Genomic DNA, 26,369 nt, shown 5'->3' on the forward strand with positions numbered 1-26,369 from the left:
GCTCTGCCAGCACCATGACCAAGGTTATATCGCCGTGTTTTATCAAACCTGGCAAACGGAGTGTGCCTGATGAAACCTCTATCTCTTTCCTTGTTGGCCCTGACCCTGTTTTCTGCCGGAGCCCTTGCCGTGACCAATACCTATCAGCTCACCAGCGAAGCCGATGTACCCAGCCTCTACCAGCAAACCCTACCCGACTTCTGGCGCCAGCATGCGATGGAAGGAGAGTTCAAGGGCAAGGACGGGGTGACCATCCGCTATGCCGCGCTACGGCAAGCCAAGGTCGATCGCGCCATCCTGATCGTCAATGGCCGGGTCGAGAGCTACCTCAAGTATCAGGAGCTGGCGTGGGATCTCTGGCGCCAGGGCTACAGCCTCTATCTCATCGACCATCGCGGTCAGGGGATGTCCGATCGGATGCTGGATGACCCGCAGAAGGGATATGTCGACCAGTTCGACGATTATGTGGTCGATCTCAAGCAGTTTCATGACCAGATCATCATGGCGGACCAGCCTGCCAAGCTGTTCCTGCTGGCCCACTCCATGGGCGGTGCCATCTCGGCCCGCTATCTGGAGCGCTGGCCGGATGATATCAAGGCGGCCGTGCTCTCCTCCCCCATGCTGGGCATCAATCTCGGCGGTCTGCCCAAGTGGCTGGCCAAGGGATTGGCGAGCACCATAGGCACGGTCGGCGGCTGGCTTGGCGAGCCCCCCTACGGCCCCGGTCAGGGCGCCTATCAGGATCACGGCTTTGCCGACAACGAGCTGACTCACAGTCAGTCCCGCTATCAGGCCTTCCGCCAAATCTACGAACAGCACCCGCAGATCAAGCTGGGTGGCGCGACCGCCCACTGGATTTATCAGGGGATCACCGGTGCCGATGCTGCCATCGCCGATGCGGGCGCCATCAAAACCCCGCTGCTGGTGCTGCAGGCTGGCAACGACAGCGTGGTGGACAATGCCGCGCAGGATCGCTTCTGCACCATTGCCAAGTGCGAAGGGGGCAAACCACTGCGCATCGAGGGGGCCTGGCACGAGCTGTTTATCGAATCCGATGACAAGCGCCAGCCCGCCCTGACCGCGATGGTCGACTTTTTCGCCCGCTTCTGAGCTGGCTATTTTTTGTAACCCTAAATAAATGGGGTGACAGTGCGGGCTAAGGTAAACTGCCCCTGTTTTCAATCGATGCCGAGGTAATGATGTTCAAGGTAGTTGTATCCGATCTCGATGGCACTCTGCTCAACAAGCAGCACCAGATCTCTCCCCGTACCCGGGATACCCTGCACCGCCTGGTAGAACAAGGTGTGAAATTCGTGGTCGCCACCGGCCGTCATCACGTTGACGTACGCAGCTTCCGCGATGCGCTGGGGATGGACATCTACCTCATTACCTCCAATGGCGCCGTGGTCCATGACAAACAGGATCAACTGATTTTCAACCAGCCGCTGCCGACCGAGATCGCCGCCGAACTGATTGCGCTGGAGCGCGACCCCTCTATCCACCTCAATGTCTATCAGGGTGATGATTGGGTGGTGGAAGAGGAGCTGCCCTGGCTGCTGCAGTTCCACGACGAGTCAGGGTTCACCTACCGTCTGGTCGATGACCTGAAGCAGGAACCGAAAGAGCAGATCAACAAGGTGTTCTACATCGGCGACCACGAGAAGCTGCTGAAGATCGAGGCGCACCTCAACCAGCGCTACGGCGACCAGCTCAACGTCACCTTCTCCCTGCCGGATTGCCTCGAAGTGATGCACGCCGGGGTTCACAAGGGCAACGCGGTGCGTGCCGTGCTGGAGCAGAACGGGTTCGACATGTCAGAGGCGATCGCCTTCGGGGATGGCATGAACGACTTCGAGATGTTGACTATGGTGGGACGTGGCATCGTCATGGGCAACGCCCATGACCGCCTGAAACTGGCGCTGCCGGAGTATGAGCAGACCCTCACCTCCGACGAAGATGGCGTCGCCGTCTATCTGGAGAAGCTGTTCGAACTGGAGAGCGTCAGCGCAGCCTGAGTTCAGGCCAGAAGCAAATCAACATGGATACCCGGTGTGGTATCCATGACTGTCACTGTGCAGAAGTTGGCGTGCTCACCGCTTGAAACGGTAATCACAGGCCGTGCAGCAATATTCCCGTGAAATCTGCCGATCGATGGAACGGCCCAGCAACAGACCCAACCCGCCTCCGCTCACTCCACCCAGCAAGGCGCCACCCACAGCGCCTGCGATAGCGCCGACCGGCGTGCCAAGACTGCCCAATGCGGCCCCCCAGCCAGCACCCAGCTTGGCAAAGGTCGCGGCACAAGCGTAGCCACCCGCAGCACAACATCCCATTGCACAGGCCCTGCCGACCCGTTCATCCAATGCTTTCTCAACCCCTTCTTTCAGACATCTTGGACATCTCATGATGCACCTCTTGGCTGACAGAACAGACTTTACGACTCACTCCCCGAACAAGTTTCGCTCTTATCTATGCCGACTGCACCCGATTATGTACCGGTAGTAACCCAAATTTTTATGACTCCAGCCCAACACTGAGACACTCGTGTGAGCCCTCATGAAACATGAAGCCAGATAATGACACGCCATTCACCTCCCTTGCGAGATGCACCATCATGACACTCCTCAATCGCTTATCTCTCACGACCAAAACCCGTCTACCCGTGTTGATTGTGCTAATCATCATGTCCAGCGTGGTTACCGTCGCCTACACCAGCTTTACTGAGCAGCAACGGGTTAATCGCACCATTGTCGAACAGATACTGCCTGTACAAAATTCTCTGGAAGATGCCTATCGCGATCTCTATCAGGTCATTGCCGCAGGCCAGGGCCTGAGCGTGGGTGGCCTGACCACAACAAATGTGGCGCATCAGATCGCGGAGTTTCAGGATAATGGTAACAAGGCGAGAGACAGGCTGCTCCGGGTGCAGGCCCTGATTGATGCTGGCCTCCTCAGCAAGCAATACCAGAGCAATCTTGACCTCATGCTGGCAGAGTTTGATCGCTGGCTCGCACACTATCAGGCCGTGTTTGCCGCTCCCCATGAGAGCAGCCCTCTGCTCGCCAGCCAGTTCCAGGCATCACAGCAACAGTTCACCACCATCCGCAAGCAACTCAATTTGCTCAAGGATGCGATCGAGCTATCCCAGCAGACTCTCAGAAAAGAAGTTCAGGTATCAAGTCAGCATGCGCAACAGGTTTTAAGCGTGGGTACCCTCATTGCCATACTGCTGGCCCTGGTACTCACTTGGTCAGTCACCCGACTCACGCTCAGACCCCTCAACCAGATGCAGCAGGCGCTTGAGGATATTGCTCAGGGCGAGGGAGACCTCACACGCCGCCTGACCATCACCTCGCGCGACGAGATTGGTACCCTGGGTACCACCTTTAACCGCTTCATCGATCAAATACACAGGATCGTCAGCGATGTCAGCCAGACCGCCAACACTGTACAAACGGCATCACGGCAACTGCACACCCTCATGGAACAGATGCTCGGCAATGCCGAAGAGCAGCAGCGCCAGAGTGATCAAATTGCCGCAGCAGTAGAGGAACAGAGCGCGACCAGCACCCTCATGGTGGAACATGCCAGCCAGACTGAGCACGCCTCTGCCAATGCCGCTAGCCAGGTAAAGAGCGCTATGACGGACCTGATGAATACGGTCGCAGCCATGGAAACACTGGCTCGGGACATTCACAGCTCGGAACAGGGTATTCAGCGACTGGAGCAAGATGTCGGGCACATCTCTTCGGTGCTGGAAGTAATCCGCGGCATCGCCGAACAAACCAATCTGCTGGCACTCAATGCGGCCATCGAAGCGGCCCGAGCCGGTGAGCAGGGGCGCGGCTTTGCCGTCGTAGCCGATGAGGTCCGCACCCTGGCCAGCAAGACCCAGCACAGCACGGGTGAAATACAGCAGATGATCGAGCGGCTGCAACAGGGTAGCCAATTGGCCGTGCAGAAGATGGAGGCCAGCAGCCAGAGCGGTACCCAAGCTGTTGCATTGGCACACCAGACCAGGGAAAGCTTGAGCCAGATGAGCCTGGCGATCACCATCATCAACGAGATGAACGGCCAGATCCGGGATGCGGCCCATGAACAAAGCGGCGTCAGCACCGAGATAAACCACAATCTGAACATAGTCTCAGGCAATGGTCGCGCCATGCTGGAGAACCTGGCGATCATTCGCCAGACCTGTGGACAGCTGGAAGAGCAGAGCCAACAACTGGCCACGACTGTACAACAGTTCAAGCTCTGACGGCTCAGCCGGCGGGCTTGAACTGTTCCTTGTCGAGCCCGTGCTTCTTCATCCGCAGATAGAGCTTCTTGCGGGGAATGCCAAGGTAGTTGGCCGCCTCGGTCACCCGGCCAGAAAAGAGGAACAGGGTGTCCTCAATCACCCGCCGTTCAAACTCGTCGACCAGATCATCCAGCGGCTCCTTGGCATTCGTGCCGGGGATGGCTCGCTCAGAGCCCGCCAGCTTGATGATCCCGACCGCATAGAGTTCTGCCACGTTTCTCAACTCGCGAATATTGCCGGACCACTGGTGGCGCTTGAGGGTCTCCAGATAGGCGCGATCCACTGCTGGCACTGTCTTGCCTATCCGCTTGCACCCTTCTCGCAAAAAATGGCGAAAAAGGGGAATGATGTCACAGCTTCGCTCAACCAGCCTCGGCAGTTTGAGTCTCACCTGGGAAAGAAAATAATAGAGCTGGGGCATCAGTAGTTGTTGCTCAACCAGCGCCTCGGGAGACTCCTCAAACAGGGCGATGGTACGCAATGACTTCTCTCCCCGCCGCTCCTGCTCCAGCAGATGGTTGCCCAGCCAGCGCTGGCACTCTGCCGTCAGCCTTGCCGGTGATTGCAGCACCAGCGTCCCCTGTTCCGCCTTGACCAGGCTGGCCTGGATCTCGCTCAGGGAGCACGCTGACGTACAATCATGAAGGTGGAATGGATGCGCCTTCCGTGCACTGATCCGGTGCAACAACTGCGCCAGTGTATAGCGACCGGAACCCGGCGCCCCCTCCAGCATCAGATCCTTGTCGGTCTGCGCCAACTGGTTGATCTGCTGGCGGATCGCGACCAGTTGCGGACTAGTTCCAATCAACTCATCCTCAACTGTCGCCCGGATCTCACTGCGCCGGGTCATGATCGCACTGCGTTGTGCACAGGCCCGCTCCAGCAGATCAAGCAACGACTGGGGATTAAGCGGTTTTTCCAGAAAATCGAAGGCCCCCAGCTTGACAGCCCGCACCGCCAAAGGGATATCGCCATGCCCGGTGATCATGATGACCGGCAGCTCGCCATCGATCTCCAGCACCCGGTCCAGCAACTCCATGCCGTTCATGGCAGGCATATAGATATCGGACACGACCACCCCTGGCCATTGCTGTGACAGCAATGCCAGCGCCTCATGGGGAGAGGTGGTTGCCCTGGGCTGGTAGCCGGAGAGGCGCAACAGGTGGCAATAGGACTCCAACACGTCCTCATCGTCGTCCACCAGCAACACATTGGCCTGACGATTATGGGGTAACAGCATCGCTTTTCATCTCCTTCGGTGGCTCACGCCCCCCGGCAAATTCCACTATAACCATGGCCCCCCTCTCCAACGTGGAGCCCAGCAAGATATCCGCCCCGCAGCGCGCCAACAGGGAGCGACAGATGGTCAGTCCCAGCCCCAATCCCACCTCTTTGGAGGTGGTAAAGGGGGTAAAAAGTTTGGGCAGGATCGCCTCACCAAATCCGGGTCCACTGTCGGCAATCCCGATGCGCAGCGACCCGCCCTCCTGTGCGAGACACAGCAGACGGATCTGGCGCAGCTCCCGTCCGGCGATGGCATCCATCCCGTTGACCAGCAGATTGACCAATACCTGTTCAACCAGAACGGGATCAGCCTCGATCCACAGCCCATCCGGCAGCTCGTTGTGCAACTGGCAGCTATCGCGCTTCGCACGGGTTTCGAGCAGCAACAGCGCCTGATCGGCCAGCTCTTTCGGATCGAGCCGGATGCGGGTATCGGGGGTGGGTGATTTACGGGCAAAATTGCGCAAGGCGGTAATGATGCGATGCATGCGCTGGCTCAGTTTCTCGATCTTGCCAAGATCACTGCCCAGAGAGTGGTAGTGACCGGCATCCAGCGCCGCACGGCTGGTGTAGAGGTAGGTCATCATGGCTGACAGCGGCTGATTGAGTTCGTGGGCCAGACTGGTCATCGCCTGCCCCACCACGGCCATTTTGGCCGCCTGGATCAACTCATCCTGCGCCTGCAGCAAGTTGTGTTCTGCCTGTTGCCGCTGCACCACCTCTGCGGCAAGCAGCCGGTTGTTCTCTGTCAGCTCCCGGGTACGCTCAGCCACAAGCGACCCCAACTCTCGGGCCGTTATCTCCTGCCGGGTCACATCCGTGATGGTGATTATGAACCTGTGTCCGCGCCCCTGCTCGAACCGGCGCAGGTTGAAGTGCAGGAAGCGAGGCTGACTGTCAGCACCGGTAGCAATGGTGCACTCACTGTAGCCCAGCGTGAGCAGTTGCTGCCCGGGCTCGAACTGGGCAGCCAGTATGGCCTTGGCATCATCGGGGAATAACTGCCACAGAGGTTGTTCCGGTTTGATCACTGTCTGCTGAAACAGGGTCAAGGCACTGGGGTTGACCGACTCTATGGTGCCATCGGGATGACAGGTAATTAAGCAGGCCTGGGTGTTATTGATGAGATTGAGGGCATTGGTTTTCTCCATTTGTTGCAGCTGCTGACAGAAGTGGCGCAGGCTCTCCCCCAGCTGACCGATTTCGTCCCGGCCTTGCGTTCTGACCACCGCATCCATCTGACCTTCCGCAACCCGGGCGAGATCCTGCCCCAGGGTATCGAGCCGGCCAATCAACCTGCGTCCAATCAGCACCACCAGCACGAAAATGCTGATCAAGACGGAAAGTCCGAGCACCACCAGGATCACCAGCTTGCCCGTTGCCACCATCTGGCTACTGTTGCGACCGAGCACACTCAGAGAGCGGTTCGCCTCGGTCACGATCAGAGAGACCCGCTGATGGTAGCGGGAGACAGCGCTATCAAGCTGTGGCCGCAGTGCTGTTAGCTGTTGGTGGGTTTGCGCATCGGCTTGCAACAACAGGTAAAGGTGCCCGTTCGGCTTCACCAGCGTCACGATATCCTGCAGGATCTGGCGATAACTCACGGTCGAAGGATACTCGGCCAGGCGGGAGATCAGCTCATCCATCTCGTCGATCTTGTAGCCGATAAACAGAAATGCACTCTCCAGATCCTGCTGATTGCGCTGGGCAATCACCTCGTTAACCAGCGCCAACAGCTCATTCTCCTTGAACGTAAGGTCTTGCAAGGCAGAGAACTCCTTGATGACGGAGCCGAACTCCCCCATGTCATCCTGGCTGCCGACCATACCGGTGAGATGCCACTCCACCTCTTGCAACAACGGCGCCACATCATCCACCAAATCCTGATGCAGCCAGTTGATTCGCTTCTGTAACTGTTGCAACGACTCAAGATGATCGATCTGGCGCTTGAGGTAAGTACCATGATTGTCCACCAGCAAGTTCAGTTCGGCGAACGCCTGCTGCTGTGAGCGCTCATCCTCACTGCCCCGGGGATATGCGTTGCGGATATCAAGCAGGGTGCTGGAGACCTCCGCAGAAAGCTGGCTGTATTTCACCGGATCCCGGGTATCACGCAACTGTGCCAATAGCAGCAACAGACGGGAGCTGGCCCGCTCCAGCTGATAAGCGCTGCCGATGGCCGGCAGGCTCTCTTCAACAATCAGGTTTACCTGCTGTCCCAGTCGACCCCACACCATGTAAGCCGCCATCCCCATGACACAGGTCAGGACCGTAATGGAAACAAACGCGAGAATAAGACGACGGCCCAGACTACTCGGCAAGCGCAACAGGCGACTCCAGCTCATCATGGCTTCACCACCTGATCGACCAGCAGGCGAGCCTCGCCAAGACGAGCCTCCATAGCCTGGCGCCACTGGTGCATCACCTTCTCGGTTTGCGGATTGCTCTGATCACGGTCATACAGTCCGTCAAACAGAGCCAGCAGGGCCGGGTCATTTGCCTCCTGCTCACTCAAAGGGGGAGTGCTGGCTTTGGCTCTTGCCTGTTCCAGCAGGCGCTCACGGGCAGGATCGCCCCGAGTATCCGCACCGTTGATCCCCTGCCAGGTGAGCTTCAACCGCGGCAACTGTTGGGTGATGGTCTGCTCGAACAACGCCTTGAGCAGACCGGCGCGCCGGTACAGCAGATCTTTGTCGGTGACATATTTGGCCTCGCTGGCAAGGCGGGGCTGATTCAGCGTCACCTTGGCCATACCCGGAGTAGCAATAATGGCCTGCCCCTTGGCTGATAACAGGTACTTGATAAAGCGGGCCGCATTGGCCGGATGCTCGCTGCTGCGAGCAACGCCAAGATAGGTAGGCAGGATCACCGCATCAGGCAGGATATTGAAGCCAACGTGCTCGAAACGAGCCTGACTGTTGCGGGCATAGCTGTCGATCACCAGACCGGCACCAGCCAGACCACGAGTCACCCCGTCGCTGACGCCGAAACTGCGGGCCGTAATGGCCGACAGGTTGCTGCCAAGCCTCATCAGGAGTGCCCACCCCTGCTCCCAACCATACTGCTGCAAGACACTCTCCACCATCATATGGGTCGTCCCTGACTGGGAGGGAGAGCTCATCATCACATGCCCCATGAACTGTGGTGAGGCCAGCTGCTGCCAGGTGGTCGGCACCGGCAACCGATATTTGTCCAGATAGCGGCGGTTATACATGATGCCGCTGCCCGAGTATCCAACCACAGCCACCTTGCTGCCCAGACCCAGCATATGGGGAGTCAGCCAATCAGGAGGCACCGTTTCAGCCGATAAACCGGCCAGCAAACCGGCCTGATCCAGCGTGTGAAAAAAAGTCGGGGATGAAGACATGATGATGTCGACCCCGGGAGCATCATCCGCCGTCAGCAACCGCAAGGCGGGAAGCGTCCGGCGATAGATGACCTCAACGCGGATCGCCGGATATTGCCGGGAGAACCCCTCGATCACCGCCTTGACCGGCGCCTCCGAAAAGGAGGTCAATACCGTCAGGGTCGAGGCATGGAGAGGGGTCAAAGGCAGCAGGATCGCGACCAGCAAAAACGGGAGCTGTCGGCAAAATATGGGCATGGTCTCTCTGTCGGCTCACTGGCAATTATCGGATTATGTGCGGTACATCCAATATTCAACACAAGGGGTAAAAATCATTTCATCAGGGGTGAGCCAGTTTTGACTCATGTCCCTGTTACAGGAGCCTATTGTTATTCATCGCTCGTTACCGGGACAGTCAAAAGAAGTCATTTTCGCCCCACGAAACCCACACGATTGAGTCAAGGTTGACTCATTTCAGCCATTTTGCCGCCCAGTTTTCTCCTTTCATATGATGGCTCCAGCTAACAGAGCTTCCTCTGAAACCTTGCTGCCCAACATACACGGAGAACAATATGTTCAACTTTTTCAAAACGCGAGCAGACCTTCCGGTCATGGATGCCTCGCCCGATAAAATCCGCTCGATTTACCGCAAGTACCAATGGCAGGTATTCCTCGGTCTGGTACTCGGCTACGCCATGTTCTACGTCGTCCGAATGAGTTTGAACGTGGTCAAGAAACCCATGCTGGACGCCGGCATAGTGACGCTGGAAGAGCTGGGGGTCATAGGTTCAGCCTTCCTGTTCACCTACGCCGTCGGCAAGTTCTCGAACGGCTTCCTCTCCGACTACGCCAACATTGGCCGCTTCATGTCGGTGTCGCTCGGTCTCTCTTCCATCTGTACCATCCTGATGGGCATGAATACCGCGACCTTCTTCCTGGTGCTGATGTGGGGTCTGAATGGCTGGTTCCAGTCGGTCGGTTCCGCACCATCCTGCGTCTCCATCTTCCAGTGGTTCTCACCCAAGCAGCGGGGCTCCGTCTATTCCATCTGGGGCGGCTCGCGCAACATCGGTGAAGGTATCTCCTGGATCCTGACCGCCAGTATCGTCAGCTTCTTCGGCTGGAAAGCGGGCTTTATCGGTGCCGGCCTTGCCTCTCTGGCTGCCGCGCTGTGTATGTATCTGGTGCTGAAAGATCGCCCGCAGACCTATGCCCTGCCAGAACCTGCCGTTGCCTTTGGCGAACAAGCGGAGATCACCAAGAAGGTCGAGCCAGCCGAGATCCGTCGCGCCCAGCTGTTTGTGCTTAAACAGCCGACAGTGTGGCTGATCGCGGCAGCCTGTGCCTGCATGTACATGTCTCGCTACGCCATGAGCTCCTGGGCAGTGCTCTATCTGCAAGAGCAAAAAGGGTACAACCTGATCGATGCGGGTTTTGCCATGTCTGCCTACCCCATCGCCGGCTTCCTCGGCGCCATTCTGGCTGGCATCATTTCTGACAAAATCTTCAACGCCAACCGTCACATCCCGACCCTGCTCTACGGGTTGGCCAACATTGCCGGTATGTGCCTGATGTTCTGGGGCCCGCAGAGCCGCATGATGGACGCCGTTGCACTGGCGCTGATCGGTTATGCAATCGGGGGACTTGTCGTGTTCCTGGCGGGCCTGACAGCCTGTGACCTGATGCCAAAAACGGCCGTGGGCGCAGTGAAAGGCTTTATCGGCCTCTGCTCCTACATCGCAGCCTCCGGTCAGGAGCTGGTCTCCGCCGCCCTGATCAAAACCAGCGTGGTCGATGGTGTCACTCACTATGACTTCAGCAGTGCCCAGTATTTCTGGCTCGGTGCATCCGTGGTCTCCATGCTGCTCGCCTTGACGGTATGGAACGCCAAAAAAGTGGTCGATTATTGATCTTGTAACAGAAAAAGGGTGGTCAATTGACCACCCTTTTTTCATTGCCAAATCCGAGAATGGATGTTTCCGATGCGTAAAACCAAAATCATTGCCACTCTGGGCCCAGCGAGCTCAACGGCCGACATGGTGGAAAAACTGATGGTGGCTGGCGCCAATGTGTTTCGCCTGAACTTCTCCCATGGCAACGGCGAACAACATATTGCCACCGCCAGCCTGATCCGCACGACCGCCGCCCGGCTGGGGCTCCATATCGGGATCCTGGCCGACCTGCAAGGCCCAAAAATCCGTATTGCCCGCTTTGCCACAGGGAGCATCACCCTGACCCCTGGCGCTTCTTTTATCCTTGATGCGGCGCCAAGTGACCAACCGGGCGATCAGGATCGCGTCGGCCTCGACTACCCGGAGCTAATCAACGACGTACACAGCGGCAACATCCTGCTGCTGGATGATGGCCGGATCCAACTTGAGGTCCTGAATATCGAAGGCAGCAATATCTTCACCCGGGTGCAGATTGGTGGCCCCCTCTCCGACCGCAAGGGGATCAATGTACTGGGTGGAGGGCTCAGCGCCCCGGCACTCACCGACAAGGACAGGGCCGATATATTGACCGCCAGCCAGATCGAGGCCGACTTTATCGCCGTCTCCTTCCCTCGTTGTGCTGCCGACCTTGTTGAGGCCAGAACGCTGATCCGGGCAGCAGGCAGTCATGCCGCCATCGTCGCCAAGGTAGAACGAGCGGAAGTGGTGGCCTCGGTCGAGGCGATGGACGAGGTTATTCGCGCCGCAGACATCGTCATGGTGGCACGTGGAGATCTGGGGGTAGAGATTGGCGATGCCAGACTGCCCGGCGTACAAAAGAAGCTGATCAAACGTTGCCATCAGCTCGGCCGACCGGTCATCACGGCCACCCAGATGATGGAATCCATGATCAGCAGCCCCATGCCAACCCGAGCCGAGGTGCTGGATATCGCAAATGCGGTGATAGATGGCACGGATGCCGTCATGCTGTCGGCCGAATCAGCGGCGGGTCTCTATCCGGTCGAGGCTGTGGAAGCCATGGCTCGCATCGCACACGGAGCAGAACGTGAAATAGATCCGATTCAACCACGCTGGCAGAAAGCGTCCCATCACAGCGATCAATCCAGCCACTGCATGGCGCTGGCAGCAATGACGGCGGCGTTCAGTCACGATCAATCCTGTGGTATAGCAGTGCTGACCTCACAGGGAGATGCCGTCACCGCTATCTCTCGCAGCAACCTGAACAATCCAATCTGGGCACTGTCCAACAAACCCATGTTACTCAACCAGATGACGATTCTGCGCGGTGTCACCCCCCTCTTTTATGAAGAGGAGGTGGAAGATGAGAGAGACTCACGGCAGCTGATAGCAACGCTGGAGCAAGCCAATCAACTACATGGCATTCATTCTCTGCTGATCAACCGGCTCGATTCGCTGGAGGGAGCGGGAAACGAAGATGTCTGCCGCCTGATACCGCTTGGTAGCAAGTGCCACGATGCTCCGTCCAGCCGGAGCTCATCTTTCCTCTAACGCTGAATAGAGACAGCAAAGCCTCACCATGTGAGGCTTTGTTTTTTCAAGGTTTCCAGCCAGGGATTGGGCCGCTGCCAGCTGAAGCTCTGGTTCGCCCCGCCGTAGCATTCAGCCAGCCGCAGCGGCGTGCCGGGAGTATGGCGTCGCCCGGCCACATCGAGGCAGCGGGAGACCTTGCTGTTGAAAAGCCTGTCTTTCTGCCACTCCCACTGCGCCTGACCGTCACAGGGTGCCAGCATCACTTCGCTGTCGTTTTTGGCTTGCAAACAGAGATCCTGCAGGCGCAACTCACCCAGATCCCACTCGAACAGTTGATCGTCTTTTCCGCTGCAAGGTTGTGCCAACACCTTTTTTTGGGACACGGCAACGCAAAAATCACCGCTGGTCAGCAAGGGGGAGAGAGAGCGCTCCTCCTGCGGTTGTGAAGCAATGGAGCCCATCATCACATCGGTGGATGGCGGCTTGATGGTACAGCCACCCAGCAGCAAGGCAGCCAGCAGGGCAGGAGAGCAAGAAAAGGAAATTTTGTTATTCATGGAAAAATGCCTGAAATGGGCCGATGACATCCGGTTGTCAGTGACTCGAGGCTGAAGCATAACCGAAAGGCGGGGCGCGCTGCCCAAATAGAGTGTAAACAGACGTAACAGGGAGAGAGTACTGGCACGGCGGAGGCCAGAAAGCAAAAAACCCCGCCGAAGCGAGGTTTTTCTAAATGTGGTCGGTGATAAAGGATTCGAACCTTTGACCCTCTGGTCCCAAACCAGATGCGCTACCGGACTGCGCTAATCACCGAGGCTATTTCTTTCAAAATAGTTTACTTCTAAAAAACAAAGACGACCTTATGGTCATCCTCGTCATACAGCAAGTATGGTGCGAAGAGAGGGACTCGAACCCTCACACCCGGGGGGCACTAACACCTGAAGCTAGCGCGTCTACCAATTCCGCCACCTTCGCGTACCTGACAAGCTGTAAAATGGGGTGGCTGATGGGGCTCGAACCCACGACAACCGGAATCACAATCCGGGACTCTACCAACTGAGCTACAGCCACCACAGCTGTATTCGTTCCACAACAACGCCCGTTTAACCGACGCACTTTTGATGGTGCGCCCGACAGGATTCGAACCTGTGACCTCTGCCTCCGGAGGGCAGCGCTCTATCCAGCTGAGCTACGGGCGCTACGCTGTCGAACGGGGCGCATTATTAATGATGGTTGCTGGTTTGTCTACACTTTTCTGTCACCAAAACACTGTTAGTTGTTTTTTCAAGCACATTGCGCACTTTTCTTCCACTATTCCCCAGCTGACAGCCGAAAAGGGACAGATCACAGTCGCAAATCGCCTTGCTGCCTTGACTTGATTTGATGCCCATCTAGAATGAATGAACGTTCATTCAATCGAAAGTCACACTGATGATTCTGGATAAAAAAGAGAGCATCTTCAACGCGGCTCATGAGGTGCTGGGTGAACGGGGTTTTCATGGTCTGTCGATTGCAGAAGTCGCCAAGAAGGCCAATGTTGCCACCGGCACCATCTATCGCTACTTCGGCGACAAGGATGATCTGATCCGGCAACTGCACCAGCACACTATCTTGCAGTGTGTGCCCATGGTCATGGCCGATGTAGCAATCGATAAAGTTTCATTTCAACAATTTCGCCAATTATGGCTCAATATTCATGCCATTTTTGTTAACGAACCCAACGCTATCCGGTGCAAATTGCAGTACGAGAGCTCTCCGCTAGGGGCAGAATTGGAGACCAATCCTGTCATTCTGGCCGCTTGGGAGCCTCTGGACCGATTTTTTGAACAGGGCGTTGAACAAGGACTGTTTATTGATTTACCGATACGGGCACTGCAGGTGTTGAGTCTGGACAGTGTCATGCATCTGGCCCTGCAGTGCAGGGTTCACAACATCACGCTGACCGAATCGCAGTTGGAAACCGCGATCCGGGCCAGCTGGAATGCCATTTTATCCCCCAATCTTTCCACCTCAGGAGCCTGTTCATGAAAAAGTGGATGGCCATTATGTTGCTGATAGCGATCGCCTTGTTTGGCAGCGTCATCGGCTTCAATTTGTTCAAACAGAAGATGATTGCCCAATATATGGCCAACCGGCCGGAACCCGAGTTCCCCGTCACCGCCATGGTGACCAAGGCGCAGGATTGGGTACCGACCATCGAAGCAATCGGCTTCATCGAGCCGAATCAGGGGGTGACCCTCTCCACCGAACTGGCAGGTACCATTGACGCCATCACCTTCGAGTCAGGCAAACCGGTCAAGGCTGACCAGCTGCTGCTGAGCCTGGACTCTACCGTGGAGCGGGCCAATCTGCGGGCCTCCCAGGCCAAGCTGCCGGCGGCAAAAGCCAAGTTCGATCGTTTCCAGAACCTCTACAAGACCAGCTCCATCTCCAAAGAGCAGCTGGATGAAGCTGAAGCGGCCTATCGCTCGCTGGAAGCGGATATCGAGAGTCTGAAGGCGACCATTGCCCGTCGTGAAGTGCGCGCGCCCTTTAGCGGCGTGGTCGGCCTGCGCAATGTGTTCCTCGGTCAGTATCTGCAGCCGGGCACCGATATCGTGCGCCTGGAAGATACCAGCGTGATGCGCCTGCGCTTCACCGTGCCCCAGACCGATATCTCCAAAATCAAGCTGGGCCAGACCATCAAGATCAATGTGGATGCCTATCCGCAAACCCAGTTTGACGGTCATATCACCGCCATCGAGCCTGCGGTCAACTTCCAGAGCGGCCTGATCCAGGTACAGGCAGACATTCCGAACAACGACGGTCAGCTCCGTTCCGGTATGTTCGCCCGCGCCAGCATCATTCTGCCGACGGTGAAAGATCAGATTGTGATCCCGCAAACCGCTATCTCCTTCACCCTTTACGGTCAGAACGTCTACGTGCTCAAAGAGGGCGAAGAGACCGACAAAGAGGGTAACAAGGTGAAAGTGCTGCGAGCCAAGCAGGTTGTGGTCAAGGCCGGTGAGCGCCGTGGCAACGATGTGCATGTGCTCTCCGGCATCCAGGCCGGTGACCAGATCGTACTGTCGGGTCAGGTTCGCCTGAGCAACGACACCAAGGTGCATGTGGTCGAAAACGATGCCCTGGCCGTTCCGGCACAAACCCCGATGCTGTAAGCGCGGAGATCTGCGATGCGATTTACTGACATATTTATAAAACGGCCTGTGCTGGCAATCTCGCTCAGCTTCCTGATCGCCTTGCTGGGCTTTCAGGCCATCTTCAAGATGCAGGTACGGGAATACCCCGAGGTGACCAACACGGTGATCACCGTCAGCACTGGCTACTATGGCGCCAGTTCTGATCTGATCCAGGGATTCATCACCCAGCCGCTGGAACAGGCGGTCGCGCAAGCCGACAACATCGACTTCATGACCTCCTCCAGCCAGCTGGGCAGCTCCACCATCACTGCGTACATGAAGCTCAACACCGACCCCAACGCCGCGCTGTCCGACATCCTGGCGAAGGTGAACTCGGTGCGCTCCCAGCTGCCGAAAGAGGCGGAAGACCCGTCGGTCACCTCCTCCACCGGTTCAACCACGGCGGTGCTCTACCTCGGTTTTACAAGCCCGGAGCTCAACTCCAGCCAGATCACCGACTATCTGGAGCGGGTTATCAAGCCGCAGCTCTTTACTGTCGGCGGGGTCTCCAAGGTTGACCTCTACGGCGGTGTCGAGTTTGCCCTGCGGGTATGGCTGGATCCGGCCAAGATGGCGGCCTTCAACCTGACTGCCAGCGACGTGATGACGGTGCTCAACAGCAACAACTATCAGTCCGCGACAGGTCAGGCGACCGGTTACTTCACCCTGTTCAACGGCAACGCCGAGACCCAGGTCAAGGATGTCGACGAGCTGAAGCGTCTGGTCGTTGCTACCCGTGACGGCAAGGTGATCCGCCTTTCCGACATTGCCAAGGTGACCCTCGAGAAGAGCCACGACATCTATCGCGCCAGCGCCAACGGCCGCGAAGCCGTGGTCATGGCGGTCAACGCCGCGCCGACAGCCAACCCCATCAACATCGCCCACGATGTGCTGGCGTTGCTGCCGAGCCTTGAGCGCAATATGCCGAGCACCATGCGTCTCAACGTGATGTATGACTCCACCGTGGCGATCAACGAGTCCATCCACGAGGTTATCAAGACCATCCTGGAGGCAGCCGCCATCGTTCTGGTGGTCATCACCCTGTTCCTCGGTTCGTTCCGCGCGGTCATCATCCCGATCATCACCATTCCGCTCAGTCTTATCGGCGTGGTGATGATGATGGATATGTTCGGCTTCTCGATAAACCTGATGACCCTGCTGGCGATGGTGCTGGCGATCGGTCTGGTGGTGGATGACGCCATCGTGGTGCTGGAGAACGTCGACCGCCATATCAAGGAGGGGGAAGAACCGTTCCGGGCCGCCATTATCGGTACCCGTGAAATTGCGGTACCGGTTATCGCCATGACGGTCACCCTGGCGGCGGTATACGCGCCTATCGCCCTGATGGGGGGCATCACCGGCTCCCTGTTCAAGGAGTTTGCCCTGACCCTGGCCGGTGCCGTGTTCGTCTCGGGCATCATCGCCCTGACTCTGTCACCGATGATGTGTTCCAAGATGCTCAAGGCCAACGAGCAGCCGGGCAAGTTCGAGAGCACAGTCCACCACCTGCTGGAGCGGATGACCGATCGCTACGACAGCATGCTGCACGCAGTGATGAAAAAGCGCCCCGTCATCGTGGTGTTCGCCGTCATCGTCTTCGCCAGCCTGCCGCTGCTGTTCAAGTTCATCCCGAGCGAACTGGCACCTTCAGAGGACAAGGGGGTAATGGCCGTGCTGGGTACCGCACCGTCCAACGCCAACCTGGACTACATCGAAAATACCATGGCGGATGTGAACAAGATCCTGGACGACCAGCCCGAGATCGCCTTCTCCCAGGTCTTCTCCGGGGTGTTCAACGCCAACCAGGCGTTCGGTATCGCCTCCATGGTGCCCTGGAGCCAGCGTGAAGCGAGCCAGAAAGAGGTGCTGGACCGGGTCGCCAATCTGGTGAAAGACATCCCGGGTATGGCCATCACCACCTTCCAGTTCCCGGAACTGCCGGGTGCATCGAGTGGTCTGCCGATCCAGTTCGTCATCACCACCCCGAACAGCTTCGAAAGCCTGTTCCTGGTGGCAGGGGAAATTCTGGCAGCGGCGCAGAGTAACGGTCAGTTCGTCTATTCGGATCTCGATCTGAACTACGACTCCGCCACCATGAAGATCCGCATCGACAAGGACAAGGCGGGTGCCTACGGCATCACCATGCAGGATATCGGTATCACCATGGGCACCATGATGGCGGACGGTTATGTCAACCGTATCGACCTGGATGGCCGCTCCTACGAGGTGATCCCGCAGGTCGAGCGCAAGTACCGTCTCAATCCGGAGTCCATCAAGGGCTATTACGTGCGGGCCGCAGATGGCAAATCGATCCCGCTCGGCAGCCTGATCAGCATTGAAGTGGTCGGTGAGCCCCGCGCCCTGCCCCACTTCAACCAGCTGAACTCCGCCACCATCGGTGCCGTTCCGGCTCCGGGCGTGGCCATGGGTGATGCGATCAACTGGTTCCAGACCACCGCCGACGAGAAGCTGCCGCAAGGCTACCGTTACGACTTCATGGGGGAAGCCCGTCAGTTCGTCACCGAAGGCAATGCACTCTATGCAACCTTCGCGCTGGCACTGGCCATCATCTTCCTGGTGCTGGCGATCCAGTTCGAGTCGGTGCGTGACCCGCTGGTCATCATGGTCTCTGTACCGCTCGCCATCAGCGGAGCCTTGATTGCCCTGGCATGGGGTATGGCGACCATGAACATCTACTCCCAGGTAGGCCTCATCACCCTGGTGGGTCTGATTACCAAGCACGGTATCCTGATCTGTGAAGTAGCAAAGGAAGAGCAGTTGCTGCGCGGCATGAACCGGATGGAAGCCGTGATGCAGGCCGCCAAGGTGCGTCTGCGTCCGATCCTGATGACCACGGCCGCCATGATTGCCGGTCTGATCCCGCTGCTCTACGCCGCAGGTGCCGGTGCGGCACAGCGTTTCAGTATCGGTATCGTCATCGTGGCAGGTCTTGCCATCGGTACCCTGTTCACCCTGTTCGTGCTGCCGGTGATCTACACCTATCTGGCTTCCGAGCACAAACCCTTGCCGGTATTCGATGAAACCATTCCGCCCAAAGCAAACGGCGGACATTAATCATCAATCACATGCGAAGGCCCCGATACGGGGCCTTTTTTATGCTTCGCAGGAAAGACGACATAAGTGCATGAAGCAGTTAAACTAAAAAACACCACATCCAGACCGCAAGGACGCCATGTCAGGACTCTTCACCAAGACCGCCAGGGCCGTAGGCCGCAACGGACTCTCATATCGCCTGCTCTCCTACATTCTGGTCTGCAGTACCGTATTGGCAATGATCATTACGGCGCTGCAACTCGCCTGGGATTACCGCAAGGATGTCGCCGTTATCGAAGACAGCATCGGCCAGATCGAGGCCTCGTTCCTGCAACCCATCGCCGCCAGCTTGTGGAACCTGGATGAAGAGCAGGTCAAAGTGCAAATTGAAGGGATCATGAACCTGCCCAACATGCAGTTCGTGATGGTCAAGGAGATGCTCGGCAACTCCGAAGTCCCGCTGCTGACCCAGGGGGTCGAGCGGGAAAGCTATGATATCTCCCGCGAATTCAACCTCACCTATCAGGGTGAAATCGTCGGCAAGCTGTTCGTTGCCGCCTCTCTCGAGCAGATCTACCAGCGCCTCATCGAAAAATCGGTGCTGATCATGGTCAGCCAGACCATCAAGACCCTGGTGGTCTCATTTTGCATCCTGATCATCATTTACTATCTGGTAGTCAGGCACATCAACCGCATCGCCAACTACGCCCAGAAGTTCAACCTCGATCGGCTCGACATGGAGCTGGAGCTGGAAGGTCGCCCGCAGCCGCGCAAGAAACTCGATGAGCTGGACACTCTGGTCTCCACCCTCAACCAGATGCGCACCAGACTGCGTGACGAGCTGGTTGCCCGCCATCAGGCGGTCGAACAGCTGCAAAAGGAGCGGGACTTCTCCGCTACCCTGATCAACTCCGCCAACATGGTCATCTGCTGCATGGAGCCAGATTTGACCATCGCCAGCATCAACCCGGCAGCCATACTGCTGACCGGATACCACCAGCAAGAATTGTTGCAGCACAACTGGCTGGATCTCTTTGTCAGCCCGGCGCAACGGGAAGAGCTGAACGATATTCTGGCGGCGGAGGGTTCACTGTCAGACAAAGAGGTCATCATGCATGACCAGCAGGCTCATGAGCTGGTACTGCAGTGGACCTTCGTACCCTTCTACGATGGTCCCAACCTCAAGTACCAGATCGGCTTCGGCTACGACATCACCCAGCTGAAAAAGGTCGAGCGGGAGATTATCCAGCTCAACGAACAGCTGGAAGGCAAGGTGGTGGAGCGTACCCGCAGCCTGAGCGAAGCCAACAACCAGCTGGGCAAGGCGTACGACGACCTGAAGCAGGCCCAGCAAACCCTGGTGGAGTCCGAGAAGATGGCCTCCCTCGGCTCGCTGGTAGCCGGGGTGGCACACGAGATCAACACTCCAATCGGCATCAGCGTGACCGCCTCCTCCTACCTGCAGGAGCGGGTCGCCGACTTCAAGTCCCATATCGACTCCAAGCAGCTGTCGCGCTCCTATCTCAACGAGTTCACCGTCAACCTCGACGAATCGATGCAGCTGCTGCAGAGCAACCTGCGGCGCGCCTCCGAGCTGATTGCCAGCTTCAAACAGGTAGCGGTCGATCAGTCATCGGAAGCGCGCTACAACTTCAGTCTCGCCGACAACCTCCATCAGGTAGTGGTCTCGCTTGGCCACAAACTGAAGAAGAGCCAGTGCGAAGTGGATATCCAGTGCGATCCCAAGCTGTCGATCTTCTCCTTCCCGGGCAGCTTTACCCAGATCTACTCGAACCTGATCCTCAACTCTATCAACCACGGGTTCGACAGCTGGGACAAACCGAAGAAGATCACCATCAAGGTGGAACAGCAGGGAGAGGAGCTGTTTATCGACTATTCGGACAACGGCCGCGGCATCCCGCCCGAAATCTTGCCGCGCATCTTCGATCCCTTCGTCACCTCCAAGCGGGGTCAGGGCGGCAGCGGTCTGGGCACCCACATCATCTACAACTTGGTGGTGCAACTGCTGAAAGGCCGTATCAATTGTGCCAGCGAACCGGGCCAGGGCGCCCAGTTCCATATTCGCCTGCCGATCCAACATAACTGAGTGCTGGCTCTTGTGAGCCAGCCGCTTTATCCCCATCATGCTGTGATTGCATTCTTAATGAGCGGAGAACCTCGCAATGGCACAGCATTTTGACTATATCGCCATCGGCGGCGGCAGCGGCGGTATTGCTTCTGCCAACCGGGCTGCCATGTACGGTAAGAAAGTTGCCCTGATTGAAGCCAAAGAGTTGGGTGGAACCTGCGTCAACGTAGGCTGCGTACCGAAGAAGGCCATGTGGTATGCCGGCCAGATCGCAGATGCCCTGAAATATGGTGCCGACTACGGCTTTGACACCACCCTCAACCACTTCAACTGGGCCAAGCTGGTCGAGTCCCGCCAGGCCTACATCGGCCGCATTCACCAGTCCTATCAGAACGTGCTGGGCAAGAACCAGATCACCGTCATCAAGGGCTTCGCCCGCTTCGTCAGCAGCAACACCATCGAGGTCAATGGCGAGCACTACACCGCAGATCACATCCTGATCGCTACCGGTGGCCGCCCGGAAATTCCGGCGATCCCGGGAGCCGAGCTGGGTATCGACTCCGACGGCTTCTTCGATCTGCAAAGCCAACCCAAGCGGGTTGCCGTGGTGGGTGCTGGCTACATCGCAGTCGAGATCGCCGGGGTGATGAAGGCGCTCGGCTCCGAGACCCATCTGGCGGTGCGCAAGCACGCACCGCTGCGCAACTTCGACCCCATGATCCACGAGACACTGGTCGAAATCATGGCGCAGGAAGGGCCCAAGCTGCACACCCACGCCATTCCCAAAGCCGTGCTCAAAAACGCTGACAACAGCCTGACCCTGCAACTGGAAGATGGTCGCCACCTCACCGTCGACTGCCTGATCTGGGCCATCGGCCGGGTACCGGCTACCGACAACCTGAATCTTGCCGCCGCAGGCATCGCGCTGGACGAGAAGGGCTTTATCCCGACCGACAAGTTCCAGAACACTTCCGTCGCCAACATCTATGCGGTGGGTGACAACACGGGTCGCATCCAGCTCACCCCGGTGGCCGTCGCTGCGGGCCGTCGCCTCTCCGAGCGGCTGTTCAACAACAAGCCGAACGAGCACCTCAACTACGATCTGGTGCCGACCGTGGTGTTCAGCCACCCGCCCATCGGCACCATCGGCCTGACCGAACCGGAAGCCATCGCCGAATACGGCGAGGATCAGGTGAAGGTCTACCGCAGCCAGTTCACCGCCATGTACTCTGCGCTGACCCAGCATCGCCAGCCCACCCGGATGAAGCTGGTCTGTGTCGGCCCGGAAGAGAAGGTGGTCGGTCTGCACGGCATCGGCTTTGCGATGGACGAGATCCTGCAAGGTTTCGGCGTCGCCATGAAGATGGGCGCCACCAAGGCAGACTTCGACAACTGCGTTGCCATTCACCCGACCAGCGCAGAAGAGTTCGTGACAATGCGATAGGCACGTTTGAAGCTGGCCTGTCACGAGCAGCCGGCTTCGACAACCATGTAATCCCTCCACCCAAACCCGGCTAAGGCCGGGTTTTTACTCCCTCCTCGCTATTTCTCTCGCAAATCCGTCGTTCTTTACGCCGATTTTACGCCTGCCACATGGCGCTTTATGGCGCCTTTACGCCTGTTTTACATACCCTTTTCAACGTCAATGACACCAACAGAGTCGATATGGTTTTACATCGGCTCTCGCAGCTAATTATCTCAATGGAGTCGATATGAATTGGCTATATCTGCTGCTCGTCCTCGCCTTGATGGCCTATCTGATGCGCGCACTCACGCGCAGTCACGAGTGAGGAACTAGAACATGTGGCAAGAAATAATCTATCCGGTGGCCTTCGTGCTGCTGGTTCTGCTGCCGGCACCGCTGCTGGGCAACTACATCTACCGGGTATTTGAAGGCAAAATCCGCTGGCTGGCACCGGTCGAGCGCGCCACGCTGGCTTGTTGTGGCACCGATGGACGGGAGCAGGACTGGAAGTCCTACGCCCTCAGCCTGCTGGCCTTCAACGGCGCCGGTTTCGGTCTGCTGTTCCTGATCCTGATGGCGCAGGGGTTGCTGCCCCTCAACCCGCAACAACTGCCGGGTCTGAGTTGGCAACTCGCCTTCAACACCGCGGTCAGCTTTATGACCAACACCAACTGGCAAGCCTATTCCGGTGAGGCCAGCCTCTCCTACTTCAGCCAGATGGTAGGCCTGACCACCCAGAACTTCGTCTCCGCAGGGACGGGCGCCGCCGTCGCCATTGCCCTGTTCCGCGGTATCGCCCGTCAGCAGACCATCAACCTTGGCAACTTCTGGCAGGATCTGGTTCGTTTCTGCCTCTACGTGCTGCTACCCATCGCGCTGATCATGGCGTTGGTGCTGGTGTGGCAAGGGGTGCCGCAAAGCCTCTCCGCCTATCTGCCGTTCCACGGTATCGAAGGTCAGGAGCAACTGCTGCCCCTCGGCCCGGCGGCTTCGCAGATCGCCATCAAGCAGCTTGGCTCCAACGGCGGCGGCTTCTTCGGCATCAACTCGGCACATCCGTTCGAGAACCCGACCGCCCTCTCCAACTGGCTGGAGATGGTCGCCCTGCTCACCATCGCCGCCGCCATGGTCTTTACTCTGGGCCGCTATGTGAAAGACATGGCCCACAGCCGCGCCATTCTCGGCGCCATGACCCTCATGCTGGTGCTGGGGCTCTTCGTCTCCATCACTCAGGAGCTGAAACTGGATCCGGCCCTCGCCCACCTCACCACTGACGCCAGCAATATGGCTGGCAACTGGGAAGGCAAGGAGAGCCGCTTCGGCCCGGTGCTCTCCAGCATCTGGGAAGTGGCGACCACCGCTGCTTCCAACGGCTCGGTCAACGCCATGCACGACAGCTTTTCCCCGCTCGCAGGCATGGTTGGCATGATCAACATGCTGCTGGGTGAAGTGGTATTCGGCGGTGTGGGTGCAGGTATCTACGGCATGATGCTGTTCGTGCTGCTGACCGTGTTCCTCTGCGGCCTGATGGTGGGGCGCACCCCGACCTATCTGGGCAAGCGCCTCGGCATCACCGAGATGAAGTGGGTCGTCGCCAGCATGCTGGTCATGCCGGTGGGGGTTTTGGTGATCGGTGGTGTCACCCTGCTGATGCCGGATGCCAGCACCATCATCGGCCATGATGGCCCGCACGGTCTGTCACGCCTCATCTATGCCTACGCCTCGGCTGCCGGCAACAACGGCTCCGCCTTCGCCGGTTTTGCCGCCGGTGACAACTGGCAGTGCATCGCCATCGGTCTGGCCATGCTGCTCGGTCGCTTCGGCTACATCATTCCGGTACTGGCGATTGCCGGTCAGCTGGCCCGCGCGCCCCGTCAAGATACGAGCGAAGGGGACTTCCCCATCAGCGGCCCGCTGTTCGTTACCCTGCTGATCATCACCGTCCTGCTGATAGGTGGCCTCTCCTTCCTGCCGGTGCTGGCACTGGGCCCGGTAGCCGAACATCTGAGCCTGATTGGAGGGGCATTCTGATGAACCTGACCCTGTCGATCACCATCCGGATGCCAATGGCCAACTATCTGATGCTGGGAGCTTTCCAATGAGCAAGTCCACTGCAATGAGTACCGACACCATTCAGGTGAAGGGCAAAAAACAGAAATCACAGATCATCCAGGCAATGGTTGAGGCCCTCTATCGCTTCAATCCCAAGGCGCTGTTTGGCAGCCCAATCCTGTTCACCCTCTGGCTGGCCGCCGTGATGGCGACCGTGGAATCCCTGATGGGGCAACCCCTCTCGGGGGTTGCTCCCTCGCTGGCCTGGCAGCTGACCACCTGGCTCTGGCTGACCCTCTGGTTTGCCAACTTCGCGGAAACCCTGGCCGAGGGTCGCGGCAAGGCCCGCGCCGACAGCCTGAAAGCGGGCATGAGCCAGCTCAAGGCCCGTCGGGTGGCGAATGCCAAAGATGGTCAGGGCGAGTGGGTACCAGCCACCAGCCTGATGAAGGGGGACCTGGTGCTGGTACGCAGCGGCGAGATGATCCCGGCCGACGGTGAAGTAATCGCCGGTATCGCCTCGGTCAACGAAGCCGCCATCACCGGCGAATCTGCACCTGTCATTCGCGAGTCGGGTACCGATCGCAGCGGCGTGACCGGTAACACGACGGTCGTCTCCGACGAGATCTGGGTGCGCGTCAGCAACAATCCGGGCGAGAGCACGCTGGATCGGATGATCGCACTAGTGGAAGGGGCCAAGCGCCAGAAGACCCCCAACGAGATGGCGCTCGACGCCCTGCTGGTGGGCCTGACCCTGATCTTCCTGCTGGTAGTCGCCACCCTGCCCTGGTTCCTCGACTACAACGGCACTCAGGTACCGCGTCTCTACCTGATCGCTCTCTTCATTACCCTGATCCCGACCACCATTGGCGGCTTGCTCTCCGCTATCGGCATTGCCGGTATGGATCGACTGGTGAAGCTGAACGTCATCGCCAAGTCTGGCCGTGCCGTGGAAGCGGCTGGTGACGTGCGCACCCTGCTACTGGACAAGACCGGCACCATCACCTTCGGCAACCGGATGGCTGACGAGTTGATCCCGGCACCGGGCGTCGACCCTGCCCTGCTGGCACAAGCCGCCATGCTGGCCTCGTTGGGTGACAATACCCCGGAGGGCAAATCCATCCTGACTCTGGCCAGCAAGAGCATGGCCAAGCCGAGCCAGCTGGAGAGCGACAAGGTGATCCCCTTCAGCGCCGAGACCCGGCTGAGCGGCCTGGATCGCAACGGTCATCAATACCGCAAGGGTGCGGTGGATGCCGTGCTGAACTACCTTAGCCTCGACCGCAAAGCGGTGCCGGAGCTGGTGCTCAAGTCAGTCGACAGCATCGCCCGTCAGGGTGGGACTCCACTGCTGGTCTGCACTCAGGAGAAACTGCTGGGGGTGGTCTACCTCAAGGACATCATCAAGCCCGGTATCAAGGCTCGCTTCCAGATCCTGCGCCACATGGGGATCCGCACCGTGATGATCACCGGCGACAACCCGAAAACCGCCGCCGCCATCGCCGCCGAAGCCGGGGTGGATGACTTCATCGCCGAAGCGACGCCGGAGAAGAAGCTCGCCTATATCCGGCAGGAGCAGGCCGATGGTCGTCTGGTTGCCATGTGCGGCGACGGTGCCAACGATGCGCCCGCGCTGGCGCAGGCTGACGTGGGGCTGGCCATGAACGAGGGTACCCAGGCCGCCAAGGAGGCGGGCAACCTGGTGGATCTCGACTCCAACCCCACCAAGCTGCTGGACGTGGTGCTGGTCGGCAAACAGCTGCTGGTGACCCGTGGCGCCCTGACCACCTTCTCCATCGCCAACGACGTGGCCAAGTACTTTGCCATCCTGCCAGCCCTGTTCATCGCCGCCTACCCGCAACTGGGGGCACTGAACCTGATGCAGCTGGGCAGCCCGCAGAGCGCCATCCTGTCGGCCATCATCTTCAACGCCCTGATCATTGTGGCGCTGGTGCCGCTGGCGCTGCGTGGCGTCGACCTGAAAGGATCGGCCGCCAGCCTGCTGCGCCGCAACCTGCTGATCTACGGTGTCGGTGGCCTGCTGGTGCCTTTTATCGGCATCAAGCTGATCGATCTGGTCATTACCGGCCTGGGTCTGGTGTAACGACATAACCGGGATGCGGGTCAGACCCGCATCCCCAGCCATCCTTTGGAGCA

The 26,369-nt window shown here is 58.3% G+C and carries 17 protein-coding genes and 4 tRNA genes; 12 read left to right on the plus strand and 9 right to left on the minus strand.

Features of this window, described 5'->3' with window-relative positions:
- Positions 1–69 precede the first annotated feature (69 nt).
- A complete protein-coding gene (locus ACTG1P_RS12935; RefSeq protein WP_440001429.1) occupies positions 70–1,110 on the plus strand; it encodes an alpha/beta fold hydrolase in 1,041 nt (346 codons plus the stop codon).
- A gap of 89 nt (positions 1,111–1,199) precedes the next feature.
- Positions 1,200–2,015 (plus strand): Cof-type HAD-IIB family hydrolase, encoded by an 816-nt coding sequence (locus tag ACTG1P_RS12940; RefSeq protein ID WP_440001430.1) that lies wholly within the window; start codon positions 1,200–1,202, stop codon positions 2,013–2,015.
- Positions 2,016–2,090: 75 nt separating this feature from the next.
- On the opposite strand, the gene ACTG1P_RS12945 is transcribed toward ACTG1P_RS12940, so the two are convergent.
- A complete protein-coding gene (locus ACTG1P_RS12945) occupies positions 2,091–2,405 on the minus strand; it encodes a hypothetical protein (RefSeq protein WP_440001431.1) in 315 nt (104 codons plus the stop codon).
- A 278-nt stretch (positions 2,406–2,683) separates the two neighbouring features.
- Between ACTG1P_RS12945 and ACTG1P_RS12950 the strand changes: the two genes are divergently transcribed.
- A complete protein-coding gene (locus tag ACTG1P_RS12950; RefSeq protein WP_440001432.1) occupies positions 2,684–4,258 on the plus strand; it encodes a methyl-accepting chemotaxis protein in 1,575 nt (524 codons plus the stop codon).
- A 4-nt stretch (positions 4,259–4,262) separates the two neighbouring features.
- On the opposite strand, the gene ACTG1P_RS12955 is transcribed toward ACTG1P_RS12950, so the two are convergent.
- From ACTG1P_RS12955 to ACTG1P_RS12965, 3 genes are read right to left on the minus strand one after another with little or no spacing between them, the layout of a single operon-like run.
- On the minus strand, positions 4,263–5,540 hold the full coding sequence (locus ACTG1P_RS12955) for a sigma-54-dependent transcriptional regulator (protein ID WP_440001433.1): 1,278 nt from the start codon (positions 5,538–5,540) through the stop codon (positions 4,263–4,265).
- A complete protein-coding gene (locus tag ACTG1P_RS12960) occupies positions 5,524–7,932 on the minus strand; it encodes an ATP-binding protein (protein ID WP_440001434.1) in 2,409 nt (802 codons plus the stop codon). Before ACTG1P_RS12960 ends, ACTG1P_RS12955 begins: the two co-directional genes overlap by 17 nt.
- Positions 7,929–9,188, minus strand: a complete 1,260-nt coding sequence (locus ACTG1P_RS12965) for an ABC transporter substrate-binding protein (RefSeq protein WP_440001435.1) — start codon at positions 9,186–9,188, stop codon at positions 7,929–7,931. Before ACTG1P_RS12965 ends, ACTG1P_RS12960 begins: the two co-directional genes overlap by 4 nt.
- Positions 9,189–9,502: 314 nt before the next feature.
- On the opposite strand from ACTG1P_RS12965, the gene ACTG1P_RS12970 reads away from it, so the two are divergent.
- Together ACTG1P_RS12970 and pyk are read left to right on the plus strand one after the other, a co-directional pair.
- A complete protein-coding gene (locus tag ACTG1P_RS12970) occupies positions 9,503–10,840 on the plus strand; it encodes an MFS transporter (RefSeq protein WP_184237170.1) in 1,338 nt (445 codons plus the stop codon).
- 72 nt (positions 10,841–10,912) lie between these two features.
- Positions 10,913–12,391 (plus strand): pyruvate kinase, encoded by a 1,479-nt coding sequence (gene pyk, locus ACTG1P_RS12975; protein WP_440001436.1) that lies wholly within the window; start codon positions 10,913–10,915, stop codon positions 12,389–12,391.
- A 23-nt stretch (positions 12,392–12,414) separates the two neighbouring features.
- Here the strand turns inward: pyk and ACTG1P_RS12980 are convergent, their stop codons facing one another.
- The 5 genes from ACTG1P_RS12980 to ACTG1P_RS13000 all read right to left on the minus strand — a co-directional run bounded on the left by ACTG1P_RS12980 (position 12,415) and on the right by ACTG1P_RS13000 (position 13,572).
- A complete protein-coding gene (locus tag ACTG1P_RS12980) occupies positions 12,415–12,930 on the minus strand; it encodes a ricin-type beta-trefoil lectin domain protein (RefSeq protein ID WP_108613339.1) in 516 nt (171 codons plus the stop codon).
- 179 nt (positions 12,931–13,109) lie between these two features.
- A tRNA-Pro gene (locus tag ACTG1P_RS12985) sits at positions 13,110–13,186 on the minus strand.
- A gap of 76 nt (positions 13,187–13,262) precedes the next feature.
- A tRNA-Leu gene (locus ACTG1P_RS12990) sits at positions 13,263–13,348 on the minus strand.
- Positions 13,349–13,368: 20 nt separating this feature from the next.
- Positions 13,369–13,444: transfer RNA gene (locus ACTG1P_RS12995), tRNA-His, on the minus strand.
- A gap of 51 nt (positions 13,445–13,495) precedes the next feature.
- Positions 13,496–13,572 (minus strand) — tRNA-Arg (locus tag ACTG1P_RS13000).
- Positions 13,573–13,804: 232 nt separating this feature from the next.
- Between ACTG1P_RS13000 and ACTG1P_RS13005 the strand changes: the two genes are divergently transcribed.
- From ACTG1P_RS13005 to kdpB, 7 genes are all read left to right on the plus strand, one after another.
- Positions 13,805–14,401 (plus strand): TetR/AcrR family transcriptional regulator, encoded by a 597-nt coding sequence (locus ACTG1P_RS13005; RefSeq protein ID WP_005339267.1) that lies wholly within the window; start codon positions 13,805–13,807, stop codon positions 14,399–14,401.
- On the plus strand, positions 14,398–15,531 hold the full coding sequence (locus tag ACTG1P_RS13010) for an efflux RND transporter periplasmic adaptor subunit (RefSeq protein WP_005355753.1): 1,134 nt from the start codon (positions 14,398–14,400) through the stop codon (positions 15,529–15,531). Before ACTG1P_RS13005 ends, ACTG1P_RS13010 begins: the two co-directional genes overlap by 4 nt.
- Before the next feature lie 15 nt (positions 15,532–15,546).
- Entirely contained in the window at positions 15,547–18,627 is a 3,081-nt protein-coding gene (locus ACTG1P_RS13015) for a multidrug efflux RND transporter permease subunit (protein ID WP_005355755.1), read from the plus strand.
- Between the two features lie 118 nt (positions 18,628–18,745).
- On the plus strand, positions 18,746–20,713 hold the full coding sequence (locus tag ACTG1P_RS13020) for an ATP-binding protein (protein ID WP_440001437.1): 1,968 nt from the start codon (positions 18,746–18,748) through the stop codon (positions 20,711–20,713).
- A 76-nt stretch (positions 20,714–20,789) separates the two neighbouring features.
- On the plus strand, positions 20,790–22,139 hold the full coding sequence (gene gorA / locus ACTG1P_RS13025; protein WP_440001438.1) for a glutathione-disulfide reductase: 1,350 nt from the start codon (positions 20,790–20,792) through the stop codon (positions 22,137–22,139).
- Between the two features lie 357 nt (positions 22,140–22,496).
- Complete coding sequence (gene kdpA / locus ACTG1P_RS13030; RefSeq protein WP_440001439.1) at positions 22,497–24,191, plus strand: potassium-transporting ATPase subunit KdpA; 1,695 nt, start codon at positions 22,497–22,499, stop codon at positions 24,189–24,191.
- A 67-nt stretch (positions 24,192–24,258) separates the two neighbouring features.
- Positions 24,259–26,316, plus strand: coding sequence for a potassium-transporting ATPase subunit KdpB (gene kdpB, locus ACTG1P_RS13035; protein ID WP_440001440.1), 2,058 nt, complete (start codon positions 24,259–24,261; stop codon positions 26,314–26,316).
- The last annotated feature ends 53 nt before the right edge of the window (positions 26,317–26,369 follow it).

It is taken from the genome of Aeromonas sp. 11P (assembly GCF_051920165.1).
Lineage (GTDB): Bacteria > Pseudomonadota > Gammaproteobacteria > Enterobacterales > Aeromonadaceae > Aeromonas > Aeromonas veronii.

Excerpts from the sequence above, each read along its gene's own strand:
- ACTG1P_RS12935 (WP_440001429.1), top strand. The coding sequence starts at position 70 with ATGAAACCTCTATCTCTTTCCTTGTTGGCCCTGACCCTGTTTTCTGCC.
- ACTG1P_RS12940 (WP_440001430.1), top strand. The coding sequence starts at position 1,200 with ATGTTCAAGGTAGTTGTATCCGATCTCGATGGCACTCTGCTCAACAAG.
- ACTG1P_RS12945 (WP_440001431.1), bottom strand. The coding sequence starts at position 2,405 with ATGAGATGTCCAAGATGTCTGAAAGAAGGGGTTGAGAAAGCATTGGAT.
- ACTG1P_RS12950 (WP_440001432.1), top strand. The coding sequence starts at position 2,684 with ATGTCCAGCGTGGTTACCGTCGCCTACACCAGCTTTACTGAGCAGCAA.
- ACTG1P_RS12955 (WP_440001433.1), bottom strand. The coding sequence starts at position 5,540 with ATGCTGTTACCCCATAATCGTCAGGCCAATGTGTTGCTGGTGGACGAC.
- ACTG1P_RS12960 (WP_440001434.1), bottom strand. The coding sequence starts at position 7,932 with ATGATGAGCTGGAGTCGCCTGTTGCGCTTGCCGAGTAGTCTGGGCCGT.
- ACTG1P_RS12965 (WP_440001435.1), bottom strand. The coding sequence starts at position 9,188 with ATGCCCATATTTTGCCGACAGCTCCCGTTTTTGCTGGTCGCGATCCTG.
- ACTG1P_RS12970 (WP_184237170.1), top strand. The coding sequence starts at position 9,503 with ATGTTCAACTTTTTCAAAACGCGAGCAGACCTTCCGGTCATGGATGCC.
- pyk (WP_440001436.1), top strand. The coding sequence starts at position 10,913 with ATGCGTAAAACCAAAATCATTGCCACTCTGGGCCCAGCGAGCTCAACG.
- ACTG1P_RS12980 (WP_108613339.1), bottom strand. The coding sequence starts at position 12,930 with ATGAATAACAAAATTTCCTTTTCTTGCTCTCCTGCCCTGCTGGCTGCC.
- ACTG1P_RS13005 (WP_005339267.1), top strand. The coding sequence starts at position 13,805 with ATGATTCTGGATAAAAAAGAGAGCATCTTCAACGCGGCTCATGAGGTG.
- ACTG1P_RS13010 (WP_005355753.1), top strand. The coding sequence starts at position 14,398 with ATGAAAAAGTGGATGGCCATTATGTTGCTGATAGCGATCGCCTTGTTT.
- ACTG1P_RS13015 (WP_005355755.1), top strand. The coding sequence starts at position 15,547 with ATGCGATTTACTGACATATTTATAAAACGGCCTGTGCTGGCAATCTCG.
- ACTG1P_RS13020 (WP_440001437.1), top strand. The coding sequence starts at position 18,746 with ATGTCAGGACTCTTCACCAAGACCGCCAGGGCCGTAGGCCGCAACGGA.
- gorA (WP_440001438.1), top strand. The coding sequence starts at position 20,790 with ATGGCACAGCATTTTGACTATATCGCCATCGGCGGCGGCAGCGGCGGT.
- kdpA (WP_440001439.1), top strand. The coding sequence starts at position 22,497 with ATGTGGCAAGAAATAATCTATCCGGTGGCCTTCGTGCTGCTGGTTCTG.
- kdpB (WP_440001440.1), top strand. The coding sequence starts at position 24,259 with ATGAGCAAGTCCACTGCAATGAGTACCGACACCATTCAGGTGAAGGGC.